Source organism: Chromatiales bacterium (genome assembly GCA_014323925.1).
GTDB lineage: Bacteria > Pseudomonadota > Gammaproteobacteria > Poriferisulfidales > Oxydemutatoraceae > SP5GCR1.
In genome coordinates this window covers 75,937-92,027 of the sequence record JACONC010000004.1, presented here as the reverse complement: position 1 = coordinate 92,027, position 16,091 = coordinate 75,937, and the positions used below count along the sequence as shown (strand labels likewise).

At 44.4% G+C, this 16,091-nt stretch carries 12 protein-coding genes; 9 read left to right on the top strand and 3 right to left on the bottom strand.

The features are described from left to right. Positions 1-6: 6 nt before the first annotated feature. Complete coding sequence (locus GDA45_03035) at positions 7-1,257, bottom strand: 2-oxo acid dehydrogenase subunit E2 (GenBank protein ID MBC6413897.1); 1,251 nt, start codon at positions 1,255-1,257, stop codon at positions 7-9. Positions 1,258-1,481: 224 nt separating this feature from the next. Between GDA45_03035 and GDA45_03030 the strand changes: the two genes are divergently transcribed. From GDA45_03030 to dnaQ, 8 genes are all read left to right on the top strand, one after another. After that, entirely contained in the window at positions 1,482-2,528 is a 1,047-nt protein-coding gene (locus GDA45_03030) for a substrate-binding domain-containing protein (protein MBC6413896.1), read from the top strand. A gap of 294 nt (positions 2,529-2,822) precedes the next feature. Further along, entirely contained in the window at positions 2,823-4,967 is a 2,145-nt protein-coding gene (locus GDA45_03025; GenBank protein ID MBC6413895.1) for an ABC transporter substrate-binding protein, read from the top strand. Then, the gene (locus GDA45_03020; protein MBC6413894.1) at positions 4,964-5,941 is read left to right on the top strand and encodes an ABC transporter permease; all 978 of its coding nucleotides are present in this window, start codon (positions 4,964-4,966) and stop codon (positions 5,939-5,941) included. Before GDA45_03025 ends, GDA45_03020 begins: the two co-directional genes overlap by 4 nt. Then, positions 5,938-7,350, top strand: coding sequence for an ABC transporter permease subunit (locus GDA45_03015; protein ID MBC6413893.1), 1,413 nt, complete (start codon positions 5,938-5,940; stop codon positions 7,348-7,350). Before GDA45_03020 ends, GDA45_03015 begins: the two co-directional genes overlap by 4 nt. Then, entirely contained in the window at positions 7,347-8,972 is a 1,626-nt protein-coding gene (locus GDA45_03010) for an ABC transporter ATP-binding protein (protein ID MBC6413892.1), read from the top strand. The genes GDA45_03015 and GDA45_03010 overlap by 4 nt, the downstream gene beginning before the upstream one ends. A 2-nt stretch (positions 8,973-8,974) precedes the next feature. Next, positions 8,975-9,727, top strand: a complete 753-nt coding sequence (locus GDA45_03005; protein ID MBC6413891.1) for a methyltransferase domain-containing protein — start codon at positions 8,975-8,977, stop codon at positions 9,725-9,727. Positions 9,728-9,734: 7 nt separating this feature from the next. Then, positions 9,735-10,181: a ribonuclease HI gene (gene rnhA, locus GDA45_03000; protein ID MBC6413890.1), complete on the top strand. Its 447-nt coding sequence runs from the start codon at positions 9,735-9,737 to the stop codon at positions 10,179-10,181. A 32-nt stretch (positions 10,182-10,213) separates the two neighbouring features. Further along, positions 10,214-10,903 carry a DNA polymerase III subunit epsilon gene (gene dnaQ / locus GDA45_02995; GenBank protein ID MBC6413889.1) on the top strand — a complete coding sequence of 230 codons (690 nt, stop codon included), beginning with the start codon at positions 10,214-10,216 and terminating at the stop codon, positions 10,901-10,903. Positions 10,904-11,183: 280 nt separating this feature from the next. Here dnaQ and GDA45_02990 read toward each other — a convergent pair whose 3' ends face one another. Next, complete coding sequence (locus tag GDA45_02990) at positions 11,184-11,840, bottom strand: Bax inhibitor-1/YccA family protein (protein MBC6413888.1); 657 nt, start codon at positions 11,838-11,840, stop codon at positions 11,184-11,186. 77 nt (positions 11,841-11,917) lie between these two features. On the opposite strand from GDA45_02990, the gene GDA45_02985 reads away from it, so the two are divergent. Continuing rightward, positions 11,918-13,138 (top strand): PQQ-dependent sugar dehydrogenase, encoded by a 1,221-nt coding sequence (locus GDA45_02985; protein MBC6413887.1) that lies wholly within the window; start codon positions 11,918-11,920, stop codon positions 13,136-13,138. Between the two features lie 264 nt (positions 13,139-13,402). Here the strand turns inward: GDA45_02985 and aceE are convergent, their stop codons facing one another. Next, the gene (aceE, locus tag GDA45_02980; GenBank protein MBC6413886.1) at positions 13,403-16,084 is read right to left on the bottom strand and encodes a pyruvate dehydrogenase (acetyl-transferring), homodimeric type; all 2,682 of its coding nucleotides are present in this window, start codon (positions 16,082-16,084) and stop codon (positions 13,403-13,405) included. Positions 16,085-16,091 lie beyond the last annotated feature (7 nt).

Genomic DNA, 16,091 nt, shown 5'->3' with positions numbered 1-16,091 from the left:
TATTTATTATAAAGCTTTAGGATTAGACAATAAACTACTATAATAGCTGAGAAAAACTACTGCAGAAACTCCGTTATTCAGACGATGATCGTAGGATAGGTGCAATGGTAATATATGCTTAGCTATAAATTGTTTACCGTCCCAGTACGGTGTGATGCGGCTGCGGCTGATACCTAAAATTGCAGCTTCGGGTGCGTTAATTATCGGCGTGAATGCCCCGCTATCTAAACCTCCTAAATTACTAATCGTGATGCATCCTCCAGACATAGCCTTAGCAGTCAATTTGCCGTCTCTAGCTTGCTGAGCTAGGGTTGATATTTCATCGGCTATTGTTTCTATATCTTTGCTATCGGCGTCTCGTATGACTGGCACCAATAGTCCGTTATCAGTATCCACCGCAAACCCAATATGGTAATACTCTCTAATCAATAGGGTATCGCTATCGTCTATCGAGGCGTTAAAATGTGGATGTTCTTTTAGCGATAGCGCAAGTGCTTTAATCAAGAAGGGCAACAGGGTTAGCTTGGCAGTGCGATTATCGGCGTTGTTTAACTGTTGGCGATACGCTTCAAGTCTGCCGATCTCAGCTTCGCCATGCTGGCATACATGAGGGATGGTTTGCCAAGCATTTTGTAGATGCTTGGCGGCAGTGCGCGGGATACGCCCGATGCTTTCGACGCGAGTGTTACCGAATTGCCGGTAATCTACCTGTTTGAGTGATGTTTGTGGCGCAGATGCCGAGACTAAGCTACGAAAGTACTGCGCTACATCAGCTCGGACAATGCGTCCTTTAGCACCGGTTCCGGCTACTGCCGAAAGTTGAACACCTAATTCTCGAGCAAATCGTCTAACCGACGGGCTTGCGCGCAGTGCTGTGCTACTATGCTTGCGCTTCGGTTCTGGTTTTTGCTTATCAACACGCGTTTGTTGGTCGGTTATTGCTTCAGTCGGCGGCTGCGTGGCAGTAGGTTGCTCAGGCACTACCGCTTCATCGCGGTCCTGTGCAGCTTCGTCTTTGTCTTGTGTTGCTTTTAATGTTATCAGTAGGGTGTCGCTCTTAACTTGATCTCCCACCTTGGCGTGTATTTGTTCAACGACACCTGTTTCAGATGACGGAATTTCCATAGCTGCTTTTTCACTTTCTAAGGTTACAACGCTATCGTCGGCATTCACGGTGTCACCTACGGCGACTAAAATCTCGCTGATCTCGACAACATCAAAGTCATCTACATTGGGTACGGTTATTTGATATTCCATAATTAGCGTATTTTACCGAAATGTTACTGCTAACGGCTAAAAATAATAGTTTTATAATCGGCTGTTATCTTCATTTTGATTATCTTCGGCGACTAAACCTTTTACTGATAGCAAAAACTAGGATAATTCCATTTTTACATATTCTTGTCATATTTATCAGTCATTATAGCTATATTGCCGAACATCATGTGGCAATGTCATGATTAACAAATATGGAGTGTGGAATGAAAAAACTTCGATCTTATCTAACTTTCGTTGGATTGTGTCTCTTTGTTATCGGTGCTGCCGATGCCAGAGATCAGATATCCATTGTCGGTTCATCTACCGTATATCCGTTTGCAACTGTGGTAGCTGAACACTTCGGTTTAACCACAAGTTTTAAAACCCCCAAAATAGAAGCCACTGGTTCAGGCGGTGGTTTGAAACTCTTTTGTTCAGGACTCGGAGTACAGACCGCGGATATCACCAATGCATCTCGTCGTATTAAGCAAAGCGAGGTTGATAGCTGCCATAGAAACGGTGTAACCGAAATTATTGAAGTAAAAGTAGGTTATGACGGTATTGTATTAGCTAATTCTAAAAAAGCTGAGGCAATGAAAATCAACCTAAAAGACATTTATCTAGCTCTTGTCAAGGATATACCAAATCCTGATGGTTCAGAGTCATTCGTGCCTAACCCACATAAAATGTGGAGCGATGTTAATCCTGATCTACCTAACGCGGAGATTATGGTTTTAGGTCCTCCACCAACCTCCGGCACCCGTGATGCTTTTGCAGAGCTTGCGATGGAAGGTGGTTGCAAAAAATTTGACTGGATTGTAGCGATGAAGAGCAGCGATAAGAATGCCTACAAAGCGCGTTGTCACAGCATCCGTGAAGACGGTGTTTATGTGGAAACAGGTGAAAACGATAATCTTATCGTGCAAAAGCTCAGTGTTAATCCCGATGCTTTTGGAGTTTTCGGGTTTAGTTTCTTGGAGCAGAACATGGATGTCGTGCAGGGTTCGATTATCGGTGATGTGAGCCCAGTCTTTGAAACAATTTCCGACGGTAGTTATCCGATCTCTAGATCTTTATACTTCTATATTAAAAAGCAACATATAGGTGTAGTACCAGGAATTATTGAGTATGCTAAAGCATTTGTTAGTCCTGAGGCAACGGGTGCGGACGGCTATCTTATAGAGAGAGGTTTAATTCCTATGGATAGCATGGAGCACAAAAAAATTATCGACAATGTAAACCAACTAGAAATTTTACCAGCAACCCTTTAAAAATGAAAAGTCACAATAACATTTAACAATGAAAATTATCAAGCCATAGAGGTAGTGCATCTACCCCTTTTTTTATCCGTGATACCATCCGCACCCTAGAACATGTAGTATAACTGGTCAGTATGACTGGTTGTGCTACTTAAATGTAGAGTCAGCGAGAGGTTCTACTCAGTGAGGTTATCCTCTGCAGTTTTTTTAACTGCACTGTGTTTGCGATAACAGCTTGATGTGAGCAGTCTATCAGTGGCTGCTAGATTGTTATACATTATCGGCTGCGGCTAATAGTAATATAATATGCAAATGCTTCACGACACCATCAAACACAGTGCTCTGATTATCTTGTTATTATTGTCGGCTTGTAGCGGTGAGGTATGGAATAAACCTTATCAGTCATCAATTGACAATACGCTTTATTCTAGTTTCACCGAGCGGCCTAAACATCTAGATCCAGCGCGCGCATATAGTAGCAATGAGTATGCGATACTTGGGCAAATATACGAGCCAGTGTTGCAATACCATTATTTGAAGAGACCTTATCAACTCGTCCCGCTAACCGCAAGCGCAATGCCAGATTTATACTATCTCGATGCGCAAGGCAATATCAGCGATGAGGCACAGGCAAGTTATATCGTCTACGAAGTAGAAATAAAGCCGGCTATTTTGTTTCAACCGCACCCGGCATTCGCAACTGATGCAGAGGGTTATTTATATCATAATATCTCTGAGCAGCAAGCTGCCGAAATCAAGCGCTTAGCCGATTTTGATGATTGGGCAACGCGCGAACTAACCGCATCCGATTATGTATATCAGATTAAGCGCTTAGCCGATCCGGTTCTTCACTCACCGATAGCTAGTATTCTCGGCCAGTATATCGTTGGCTTCTCCGAATTCAGTGAGCGTATCGCTGACTTGCGCCGAGCAGAGGACGCTAAAGCCTGGCTCGATTTGCGCAACGAGGAAATGGCTGGCTTAGAAGTGATTGATAATTATCGTTATAGAATAACGGTAAGCAGCGACTATCCGCAATTTATTTATTGGCTTGCGATGCCATTTTTTTCGGCGATGCCGTGGGAAGCAGAGCGGTTTTATAATCAGCCGTTATTACAGGAGCGTAATATCGTATTAGACTGGTTCCCAGTCGGTAGCGGTGCTTTTATGATGACTGAGAATAATCCCAATTTGCGTATGATACTGGAGCGCAATCCTAATTTTAGAGATGATTACTATCCTAGCGAAGGTGACTTTGGAGATCAAGCAAACAATCTTTTGCAAGATGCCAACAAACGATTGCCATTTTTAGATAAAGTGGTTTATAGCTTGGAGAAAGAGAGCATTCCGTATTGGAATAAATTTCTGCAAGGCTATTACGACAGTTCTGGCATCAGTACTGATAGCTTTGATCAAGCGATACAGATAGGACAGCAGGGTGAGTTGGATTTAACTGACTATATGTCTGCTAAAGGTATCGAACTATCGGTTTCTTATCAATTGTCGACTATCTATATAGGGTTCAATATGCTCGATCCGACTATCGGTGGCAATGGTGAGCGCGCTAGAAAACTACGCCGCGCAATATCTATTGCAATAGATATTGAAGAGTATATCTCAATATTCCTAAACGAGCGTGGCTTGCCAGCACAAAGTCCGTTACCGCTTGGTATATTTGGCAGTCGCGAAGGAGCGGCTGGAGTCAATCCTTATGTTTACGATTGGGTGAACGGACAAGCGCAACGCAAATCCCTTGCCGAAGCCAAACAGCTGCTAGCCGATGCCGGCTATGAGGACGGTATCGATCAGCAAACCCAAAAGCCGTTGATTATACATTTTGATTCGGTAGGTGTGGGACCAGACGCCAAGGCCTGGTTGAACTGGTTGCGCAAGCAATTTGATAACTTAGGTGTACAGCTGGTCATACGCAATACCGACTATAATCGTTTCCAAGATAAAATGCGCAAAGGCACTGCTCAGTTGTTCCGCTGGGGATGGAATGCTGATTATCCTGACCCAGAGAATTTCTTATTCCTATTTTATGGTCCGAATGCTAAGGTTGGCAATCAAGGTACCAATTCTGCCAATTATCAAAATCCGCAATTTGACGAAATGTTTGATCGTATGCGGAGCATGCCCAATGGTGATGAGCGGCAAGCATTATTAGATGAGATGATTGCGTTACTACGCTATGATGCACCGTGGATTTGGGGTTTTCATCCTAAATCTTTTGCACTGTATCACCAATGGCTAGGCAATGTGAAACCAAATCAATTGGCGCATAATAACTTAAAATACTATAGTATAGATAGTGAACTGCGCGTGCAAAAGCAACAACAATGGAACCAACCGTTGTTAGGCCCGATTGTCATTTTTATATTGTTACTATTCGTCTTTATTATTCCAGCCATATATGTGCATAAAAAACGACAACAAGCACCAGCATTATGATTTACTATTTACTACGCCGGGTGATTTATGCGATACCTATTCTGATAGGGGTCAATCTATTGACCTTCGCGTTATTCTTTGTCGTTAACACCCCTGAAGATATTGCTCGCATGCACCTAGGTGATCGTCATGTCACACAGGAGCAGATAGATTTTTGGAAGAGCGAGCGCGGCTACGACAAACCTTTGCTATACAACCGCGAGCAACAAGGTTGGGGTGTCCTAAGTGATACCATCTTCTATGTCAAATCGGTACGCCTGTTTGCGTTTGATTTCGGTCTCTCCGACAATGGTCGCAACATTACGCACGATATCCAACAGCGCATGTGGCCGAGCTTGGCAATTGCCGTGCCAACCTTGCTGATAGGTTTGTTAGTCAATATTAGCTTTGCATTACTGATGGTTTTCTTCAGAGCGACTTATGTAGATTTCAGTTCGGTGTTGCTGTGTGTGGTCCTGATGTCTATCTCGGCACTGTTTTATATCATTGGTGGTCAATATCTGATTGCCAAGCTACTCAAATTGGTGCCAATATCGGGCTACGATGACAGTCTGAGTGCGATTAAATTCGTTGTGTTACCAGTCATTGTAGGTGTTGTCAGTGGCATTGGTGCCGGCAGTCGTTGGTATAGAACTATTTTCCTCGAGGAAGTCAGCAAAGATTATGTCACCACCGCCCAAGCTAAAGGGTTCGGCGACTTTTATATTTTATTCCATCATATATTGCCTAATGCAATGATCCCGATACTGACCGGCGTCGTCGTTATTTTGCCATTGTTGTTTCTGGGTAGCTTGATTATAGAGTCCTTCTTTGGTATTCCCGGTCTTGGTAGCTATACGATAGATGCGATTGCCAACCAAGATTTTGCCATTGTACGAACGATGGTTTTCTTAGGTTCGTTTTTATATATCATCGGTTTACTGCTGACTGATATTTCTTATACCCTGGTAGATCCTAGAGTGCGTTTAGAATGATTAAGCCGGTTATTTTATGGAGTGATGCATTCTTTTTCGTTCTGATAGGGCTGTTCATCGCTTATTTCTATTACGCTCGCACGCGCGCACATCTGCGTGCGATATGGAGGAAACTTTTATGCAGCAAAGCAGCGATGGTCTGTGCGGTGATTTTAGTGTTTTATTTCCTAGTAGCATTTTTAGACTCACTACATTTTCAAGAACCACTAGAACAAAGCGCTGCAGATAGCGAAGTAGTGTATTCAAACGAAGTATTGAGTGCTCTGGATAAATTGCTATGGTCGCTGCGCACTCGTAGCGAGAAGAGTTATTCGGCTCCATTTGCAACCCGCGCTTATGTAAAAGAATTTTATACTGCAGACGGTATGACTAAACAGCATTACCCGCGTTTGCAGCACGGCGGTGCTCACCTAGAGAATCCTGATCAACAAAAAAATTGGGATATATTTAAGCATATTTTGCACGGCATAATTTTCGGTGCAGTGTGGGCAGTGATAATCTATGCATTACTCTGCTGGTTCTATGCAAAGCGCGCCGATAAGCGATGGCTACGAGTAATGTCTATGCTGATACACGACCATCATGAACTGCCGTGGCGGGCAGTGATGTTGACAATGATGTCGTTGATTATCGTCATATCAGTAGTTGGTTTTTTGAGTCAATACTATTATGTATTTGGCACCGATAAAATCGGTTCAGATGTGCTCTATCAAGCGATTAAGAGCATCCGTACTGGATTTTTAATTGGCACATTGACTACCCTGATTATGTTACCTTTTGCACTTGTATTGGGTGTATGCGCTGGCTATTTCTTGGGTAAGATAGACGATGTTATTCAATATCTATATACCACTCTGAATTCTATTCCTGGTGTGCTGTTGGTTGCGGCTGCGATTTTAATGTTGAATGTATATATGGATCAAAACGCCGAACAATTCACCAATCTAAGCGAGCGATCTGATTTGAGATTGCTGTTTTTATGTGGCATACTTGGTATCACTAGTTGGACTGGCTTATGCCGCCTGTTGCGTGCCGAGACATTGAAGATTAAAGAAATGAATTATATAGAAGCAGCGCAGGTGTTAGGTATTCCGCACTGGCAGGTACTGCTGCGTCATATTCTGCCGAATGTGATGCATATTGTTTTCATTACTATCGCACTGGATTTCAGCGGTTTGGTGCTAGCCGAGACAGTACTATCTTATATCAATATAGGTGTTGACCCGACGATGCACAGTTGGGGTAATATGATCAACAGTGCGCGTTTGGAGATGGCACGAGAACCCATTGTCTGGTGGCCATTACTTGCGGCGATGATATTTCTATTCGGCTTGGTGCTGTGTGCTAATCTATTCGCCGACGGTGTTAGAGATGCATTTGATCCGCGTTCTGCGGAGTCAGCAAAATGAAGCCGTTGTTAAGCGTTCGCAATTTGACGATTGAAACGATCGATCCTAGTGCGGGCGGCGTATTGGTTGACAACATCAGCTTTAACATCGCTGCCGGGGAAAGTTTTGCGTTGCTCGGTGAGTCGGGGTCGGGTAAATCGCTGACCGCACTCGCATTATTGCGCCTGTTGCCACCGAACTTACGCATCGTATCAGGCGCTATACATCTTGGTGATGTTAATTTACTAAAGCTGCCAGCCTACCAGATGCGCTTTTACCGTACTGCCAAGATCGCTATGGTGTTTCAAGAACCTATCACCTCATTTAATCCAGTGATGAAAATAAGTAAGCAGATTTTAGAACCGCTGGCTCTGCATCGTAAACTACGCGGCGCGATGGCGCGTAGTTGCGCACTGGACTTATTGAAAGATGTAGGATTACCCGATCCCGAACGAGTGTTTGAATCGTATCCACATCAGCTGTCTGGCGGCATGAAACAACGCGCAATGATTGCCATGGCGCTGGCAGCAAATCCTACTTTATTGATTGCCGATGAACCGACGACCGCGTTGGATGTCACGACACAAGCACAAGTACTTGAACTGCTCAATAATCTACGCAAGCAACGCAACATGGCAATGCTATTCATTTCCCACGACCTAGCGATAGTCAGCAAAATTGCTGAGCGTATTGCGGTGATGCGTCGTGGGAGTATCTTGGAAGAAGCCGATGCCGATGCATTTTTCAAGAAAGCGAGTAGTGATTATACCCGTAGCCTCTATAGTATGCTTCCCGACCAATCTAAGCGCGGTTATTTATTAGCCTGCGAAGGGCAACCACAAACACGGATAACTGCTACCCAGTTAACTGATGGCAAAATAGAAATTAGTGATTTAACGGTGAATTTCGAGCAGCGTAGCGGATTATTAAAACAAAGAAAACATACCGTCAAAGCGGTGGACCGCGTCTCTTTTACGCTCAAGCGCGGAAAAACTTTGGCATTGGTTGGTGAATCAGGTAGCGGTAAAACAACGATAGCTAGAGCTCTGTTAGCACTTAACCGTCCGACGAGTGGTAGCATACGCATTGTTTCGAACAATGGCGATGCCGAGACCGTAGCTGATATTAGAGCACAGACACAAATTGTATTTCAAGATCCTTTTTATTCTCTGAATCCCAAGATGTCTGTGGCACAGATATTGGGTGAAGCCTTAGAATGTAGAGGGTGCAATAATTTGGACGATGAATTAAAAGCACTGTTGCAACAGGTCGCTTTGCCGGCAGATTATGTCCGCCGTTATCCGCATCAGTTGTCGGGTGGGCAACGACAGCGGATCTGCATTGCACGATCACTGGCGACAAATCCTCAATTTATTATTTGGGATGAACCGACTAGCGCACTTGATGTGCTGGTACAAGCGCAAATCCTCAATTTACTCCAAAACTTGCAGGTGCAACTCAGCCTAGGCTATTTATTTATTACCCATGATATATCTATAGTCGCTTACTTGGCACACGAAGTTTTAGTGATCTATAAAGGCAAAATCGTAGAATACGGTGACACAATGAAAGTGCTGTCCAACCCTAGCCATCCGTATACCAAAGAATTATTAGCCGCAGTGCCTACTATTCCAGCAGCATAACGATGTTTAACTTTAAGCAAAAGCGCATTGCGCGTAGTGCATCTCAAAACTCGCTACTATTGGACGAGTGGTATCAAAGCGATGTCAATCGCAAGTTATGGGCAGAGACTGAACCAGCATTACATCCGTGGCTGGAAAAAGCGGTGGGTTATTATGCTGCGCATATCGCTGCGTTTGAAGTGGATACCGGCTTGCTGGCAGCTAGCCGCGTCCGCTCACAAAATATCGTCAATGCGACGCGCTATCCGACTAGCGATTTAGTTGCTGATTTCTCAGCTTTACCCTTAGCGACCGAAAGCATAGACTTGCTCGTTGCGCATCATATTTTTGAGTTTATATCACAGCCACACGAGTTCTTGCGTGAGATAGATAGGGTACTGATTGCTGAAGGTACTCTAGTGGTAATTGCTTTTAATCCAATAAGTTATCAAGGTTTATTCAAGTTGTTTCAATTTCATGGGCGAGCCAATCCGCCGTGGTGTGGTCATTTCTATAGTCCTTTTCGCGTAAAAGATTGGCTGTCAGTACTGGGCTTCAAGGTAAAAGAAATGCGTTATTTTGCTCCGCCGCTGATTCGATATAAAAATCATCATGGTTATCTAGGGAAAATCTCCCGCTTTTGCGGGCGTTCGCTAAAATGGGGTAGTTCTTTCTATGCGATACTCGCAACCAAGCAAGTCTCTCGGATAATACCAGTAGGTCCTATATGGAACGATAGCGTAGTAAAACCTAAAATAGCACAGCCAACAATCTAACAAACACATGAAATCTATCCATATTTATACTGATGGTGCGTGCAGCGGCAATCCTGGTCCTGGCGGTTGGGCTGCACTGCTGATCTATGGGAAACACCAGAAGATGTTGTGCGGTGGTGCCAAAGATACCACTAATAACCGCATGGAACTAACTGCAGCGATACAGGGACTGACAGCGATTAAACAAGACAAACTCAAAGGGCAACAACATACTATTTATATAATTACCGATTCGCGCTATCTCAAAGATGGTATAGAATTGTGGCTTGCCGGTTGGAAGAAAAATAACTGGCACAACTCACAAAAGAAAATAATCAAAAATGTTGATTTATGGATGCAACTGGATCAACTAAACTCACGCTTCCGTGTTAAATGGGAATGGGTAAAAGGACATAGTGGGCACCCTAAGAACGAATATGTTGACCAAATCGCTAAAGACAGTATTCCGCGCTAAAATGTCTATATGATACCAACCCCAAATCAATAATGAGACAAATAGCATTAGATACTGAGACTACTGGATTAGAAGTCAAAGACGGGCACCGCATTCTAGAAATCGGTTGTGTTGAAATCATTAATCGCACTATCAGCGGGCAGACTTTTCATGCCAAGATCAATCCTGAGCGCGAGGTAGACAAGGGGGCACAGGCAACGCATGGTTATACTTGGAAGATGCTTAAAGGTAGCCCATTATTCGCTGACATCTGCGACGACTTGCTATCGTTTGTCGGCAGTGATGAGGTGGTGATACACAATGCGGAGTTTGATTTGGGATTTTTAGATGCCGAACTAAAGCGCATGCAGCGACTGATTTTTAAGAAGGAAGTCGGCTGTCGTGTCATTGATACACTGCGCATGGCTAGAAAAAAGCATAGAGGCCAACCTGCCAGCTTAAATGCACTTTGTGACCGTTACGGGATTGACCGCAGCGATCGCCAGCTCCACGGTGCGTTGAAAGATGCCAATTTACTGGCTAAAGTTTACTTAGCGATGACCAGCGGGCAGACCAATATATCGTTCGACGAACCATCAAATATCGACACCCTTAACACAACGGTTGCCGATGCGGTTGAGAATTTATCTGCTGAAGACTTAAAGGTGATTGAAGCGACCGCAGAGGAACTCGATCGTCACGAGAAATTTATTGCAAGCATGAACGCTGCCAGAGAAAAATAGTACTTTGTATCGCCTCGTATCGTTTTAGAGATTTAAGCGAAAGATATTTTCGCGGAACTGTAAATTCTTTGCCTTAACTACGTAATTTAGTATAGCGCAATTCCTTATAGCAAGGCATTATACAGGCATGCCGCTTGCAGATTACTCTATAGAAGGTCTGCCAAATGTGCTATAGCGTGCCGATGGCACGCTATAGGCAGAATGATTTTTAGATATACTTGATGTATTACTTATATCACTCGTATTACTAATAACACGAAATATTATATTGGTGGGAGATTTATTCGCTGCTGTGTAGCGCTGAAAATATATTCAGTAGATGGACGAATAATACATAGATATTTGCATAGAGCGATACAGTCATCATAATGTAATTGTCTTCACCACCATTTATCATACGACTGGTGTCGTAGAGGATTAAGCCTGACATAATAACGACCGCAACCGACGATATCGTCAATGATAGCAATGGTATCGCTAAAAATATATTGGCTATGATGGCAAGGAGTAAAATTATTAATCCAGTAAATAAAAATCCGCGCATATAGCTGAAATCTTTCTTAGTTGCAAAAGTGTATGCCGAAAGCCCGATAAAAATCGCCGCAGTAGTGGCGAATGTTTGCATCACGATTTGCGGACCGTTACTTAGGCTTAAATATAGGTTCAATATGGGACCTAGCACATAGCCCATAAACCCAGTGAATACAAAGGTAAGCACTAGTCCCCACAGGCTATTGCGAAAGCGATTGATGATGAAAGGCATACCGATAAATATTGCCAACATCAATAACCAGTTTACTGGTTTAGCACCTATGTTCATCGCAATCGCCGCAGTCATCGTGCTGGTTAGCAGGGTAAGCGTAAGTAGTAGGTAGGTATTGCAAATAATTCGGCTATTCGCGATACCCGCTCTAGATCGAGAAATAACTTGTTCCATGACAGACCTCCGTTAATTGGTTGTATTAATTATACCAGATTATGTACAATGTCTTATAAACATTTCAATTATTATCTATGGGCAACTACTTAAAAATCCAATATTCATTTGCGCTGCTGATTATCAGTAGCGCACTATTGTGCACTGCTACCATCGCGCGCGATTCTATACTGTATTACGATGAACAACTTTTTGAAGTAGACGGTGAAACTTGGCGTTTGGTGGTGCCGTCGAACTATGAGCTTGAATTACTGGTTGAGATGAGAAAACCACGCATGCTAACCGTGACTGATGACGATGTGTTGTTGGTTGGTTCATCAGTCGGTAATCTCTATCGTATTAAGCCACCCTATCAAGAAGTTGAAGAGTTGGTTGACTTAGGTGGTTTTCCGCATAGTGTTGCAGTACGCAACGGTGCGTTATTAGTTGGCATGACTGACGGCGTTTACCACGCACCCTACAACGGCAGTAGCGATGCAGTATTGGATAGGCGTGACTTTGAATTGTTAGCTGAGTTGCCAGGCGGCGGTGGGCACGCCAGTCGTACAGTGGCAGTAGGGCCAGATAATAGAATCTATTTAAGTTTAGGCATCACCGGTAATTGTAGCGACCAGTATATAGGGGCAGGATACAGCTTTGACAGGCAACGCGGTGGCATTTTAGTGCTATCCGAACCACCAGGACAGAAACCTCGCTGGCAGCCTTATGCTTCCGGTTTGCGCAACCCAGTTGGCTTTAATTGGCACCCGAATAGCAAGGTGCTTTATGCGAGCAATAACGGTCCTGACCATCACGGCTACGAGTTGCCAGCCGAATATTTCAGCCGTATTGATGCAGGTTCTTTTCACGGTATGCCATGGTTTTGGTTAGACGAAAATAACCGTTTGGTTTTGGATGATTGCATAGATAGTCAACCACCGCGTCGCGACGCACAAATACCCGTTGCGACTTTTCCAGCACGCAGTTCGCCTATGGGTGTTGCCTTTGTACCAGTTGGCGCATTTGCACCACACCTAGCCGGTAGTGCGGTCGTTGCAATACACGGATCTTGGGGAACTCAGCCGCACGGTAGCTATTTCGGTAGTAGAGCGACTCGCCGCGCACCAAGTATTGCGCTGGTCTACTTTGTTAAAGATAAAGTAGCCGATGTTGTAACACTACTCGGCGGCTTACAGGATGCCAAGGGTAATCGTTTGGCAAGGCCTATGGGGGTTGTTTTCACATCAGACGGCACCCTCTACTTCACCAGCGATGGCGGTGACATAGAAGGTCTATTTAGGCTGCGATTGAATCGTTGAGGTTATGGTTGCGCTAGTAATGCGCTTAATTTCATTCCAGTATCTAGTCTAGCATCAGCTGAAAACAGTTGTTTTAGTTTTCAAGCTGTGAAGTTCTTTTTGTCTTGCAGGTTTATTGCAGGTTTATTGCAGGTTTATTGCAGGTTTATTTTTGGGGTTTTCTCTTTGCTTCTTTTGTTGAATGTTGATTTCATAGTGCAGAGTATTAACGATGTTGACGAAAGCAGGCATGCACAAAAGAGATGGAGTGCTCTAACAAATTTTCTAATGCTTATACACTGCTGAGCTTGCTGCTTCAGGGTCAATCTGGTATTTTTGCAATGCAGTAGTCAAGGTTTGTGGTGTTAGTCGTTGGTTGTGAACGAGTGCTTGTAGTGCACTGATTGTTATGTGGTAACGATCTACTTCAAAGAAACTGCGCAGTTGTTCTCGGGTATCCGAGCGGCCGTAGCCGTCGGTGCCGAGTGTGTAGTAGGGCGCCGGAATATAAGCACGGATCTGTTCGGCATAGCTGTGCATGTAGTCGCTGGCAGCGATGACTGGAATATCTGCATCGGGCAGGCATTGCGTAACATAAGGGACACGTCTATCGGCTTCGGGTCTATCGGTTTCGGGCTTATCGGCTTCGGGATGCAATCGGTTCCAGCGTAGCGCCTGGTGACCGTCACGCGATAGTTCGGTGAAACTGGTCACACTATATACTTCGGCGGTAACATTCCAGTCGTCTTGCAGTAGCTTTTGAGCGGCGATGCACTCACGTAAAATAGCACCACTACCCAATAAGCGAACTTGTCGTTGTTTTCTTGTATCTAGGCAATAAATACCGCGGATAATCTGTTGCTCAATACCAGCAGGCATTGCCGGGTGCTGATAGTTCTCGTTCATAACAGTAATATAAAAGAACACATTCTCTTGTTTGCCGACCATTCGTTTTAATCCGTGGTGAATGATGACCGCAAGTTCGTAAGCATAGCAGGGATCGTAGCTGATACAATCAGGTATCACTGCGGCTTGCAGATGGCTTTGCCCGTCTTGATGTTGCAGGCCTTCACCGGCCAGTGTGGTGCGCCCTGAAGTTGCACCGATTAAAAATCCGCGAGCTTCCATATCACCAGCTGCCCAAGCCAGATCACCGATGCGTTGAAAGCCAAAAATAGAATAAAAGATATAAAAAGGCACCATATTTAAGCTATGTTCACTGTACGAAGTAGCGGCTGCAATCCACGACGAAAAAGCACCGGCTTCGCAGATTGACTCTTCTAGTATCTGTCCGGATTTATCCTCCTTGTAATACATAATTTCATCTATATCTTGTGGCTCGTAGAGTTGTCCGACTGATGAATAAATGCCTAGTGTGCGAAACATACCCTCCATACCAAAAGTGCGTGCTTCATCTGGCACGATAGGGACTACATAGCGACCGAATTGTTTATCTCGGCATAGTAGGGTTAGAATTCGTACAAAAGCCATCGTCGTAGAGAATGGCTTAGCAGTTGGTTTTAACAGTGCCGATAAGCTCTGCAGGCTTGGGTAGGGTAGTGGTGATGCTTTGCGCAAGTGGCTTCGTTGAGGCATAAATCCACCTAATTTTGTGCGGTGTTCGTATAGATAATGGTACTCTTCGCTGTCTTTAGGTAGGCGGATATATTCTAGGTTTTCTACCTGCTTGTCGGTTAACGGAAGCTTAAAGCGATCGCGCATTTCTTTCAGAGAGGTTAGAGCCATTTTCTTTTGCTGGTGCGAACGATTTTGTCCTTCACCCGACTCTCCCATGCCGTAGCCTTTGACTGTTTTAGCTAAAATAACGGTCGGTTGGCCTTCGTGATTGATCGCTGCGTGGTAGGCTGCATAAACTTTATTTGGGTCGTGTCCGCCGCGATTCAATCTCCACAAATCCAAGTCAGACAAGTCGGAGACCATTTCTAGTAGCTGCGGATATTTACCAAAGAAGTGCTCGCGTATATACGAACCTTCTCTGGCTTTGTAGTTTTGATAATAGCCGTCTATTACCTCTCCCATCCTCTTGACCAACAGACCCTCATGGTCTTTGCTCAATAATGGATCCCAGTAAGATCCCCAGATTACTTTGATTACATTCCAACCTGATCCTCTGAAGATAGCTTCTAACTCTTGGATAATTTTTCCGTTGCCGCGCACCGGTCCATCCAATCGCTGCAGGTTGCAGTTTATAACGAAAGTTAAATTATCTAACCGCTCGCGACCGGCAAGAGAAATAGCGCCTATCGATTCAGGTTCATCCATCTCGCCGTCACCTAAAAACACCCACACTCTACGACCTTTGCATTTTGCCAGTTTACGATTTTCTAAATAGTGCATAAAACGTGCTTGATATATTCCCATAATTGAAGACAGGCCCATAGAAACCGTTGGAAATTGCCAAAAATCAGGCATCAATCGTGGGTGTGGATACGATGGTAAGCCCTGCGCACTGAGCTCAAAGCGAAAGCCATTGAGCTGCTTCTCGGAAAGACGACCTTCGAGGAAGGCACGTGCATAAATGCCTGGTGCGCTGTGTCCTTGTATGAACAATAGATCGCTTCCGTCGTGATGATTAGGTCCTTTGAAGAAATGGTTGAAGCCGACATCGTAGAGCGTTGCTGCTGATGCAAAAGTCGCTATGTGTCCACCGATGCCTTGGTATTTCATATTGGCGCGTATCACCATGACTGCCGCATTCCAGCGTATCAGCGAGCGGATACGCCATTCTATATCGGCATCACCCGGACTTTTTGCTTGTTCGTCAGCGGCAATGGTATTGATGTATGGTGTGTTGGCGATAGAGGTCTGCGGCGAGATACCTTGTGCTCGGGCATATGCTTCAATGCACTCTAGCAGGTAGGTGGCGCGTTGTTTACCCGCTATCTCAGTAAGGTCAGCAAGCGCATCTAGCCATTCTTGGGTTTCTGTAGGATCTGAATCTATCATCTGTTGC

Bases quoted from the DNA above. Each gene is read 5' to 3' on its own strand.
- GDA45_03035 (MBC6413897.1), bottom strand. From the start codon at position 1,257: ATGGAATATCAAATAACCGTACCCAATGTAGATGACTTTGATGTTGTC.
- GDA45_03030 (MBC6413896.1), top strand. From the start codon at position 1,482: ATGAAAAAACTTCGATCTTATCTAACTTTCGTTGGATTGTGTCTCTTT.
- GDA45_03025 (MBC6413895.1), top strand. From the start codon at position 2,823: ATGCAAATGCTTCACGACACCATCAAACACAGTGCTCTGATTATCTTG.
- GDA45_03020 (MBC6413894.1), top strand. From the start codon at position 4,964: ATGATTTACTATTTACTACGCCGGGTGATTTATGCGATACCTATTCTG.
- GDA45_03015 (MBC6413893.1), top strand. From the start codon at position 5,938: ATGATTAAGCCGGTTATTTTATGGAGTGATGCATTCTTTTTCGTTCTG.
- GDA45_03010 (MBC6413892.1), top strand. From the start codon at position 7,347: ATGAAGCCGTTGTTAAGCGTTCGCAATTTGACGATTGAAACGATCGAT.
- GDA45_03005 (MBC6413891.1), top strand. From the start codon at position 8,975: ATGTTTAACTTTAAGCAAAAGCGCATTGCGCGTAGTGCATCTCAAAAC.
- rnhA (MBC6413890.1), top strand. From the start codon at position 9,735: ATGAAATCTATCCATATTTATACTGATGGTGCGTGCAGCGGCAATCCT.
- dnaQ (MBC6413889.1), top strand. From the start codon at position 10,214: ATGAGACAAATAGCATTAGATACTGAGACTACTGGATTAGAAGTCAAA.
- GDA45_02990 (MBC6413888.1), bottom strand. From the start codon at position 11,840: ATGGAACAAGTTATTTCTCGATCTAGAGCGGGTATCGCGAATAGCCGA.
- GDA45_02985 (MBC6413887.1), top strand. From the start codon at position 11,918: ATGGGCAACTACTTAAAAATCCAATATTCATTTGCGCTGCTGATTATC.
- aceE (MBC6413886.1), bottom strand. From the start codon at position 16,084: ATGATAGATTCAGATCCTACAGAAACCCAAGAATGGCTAGATGCGCTT.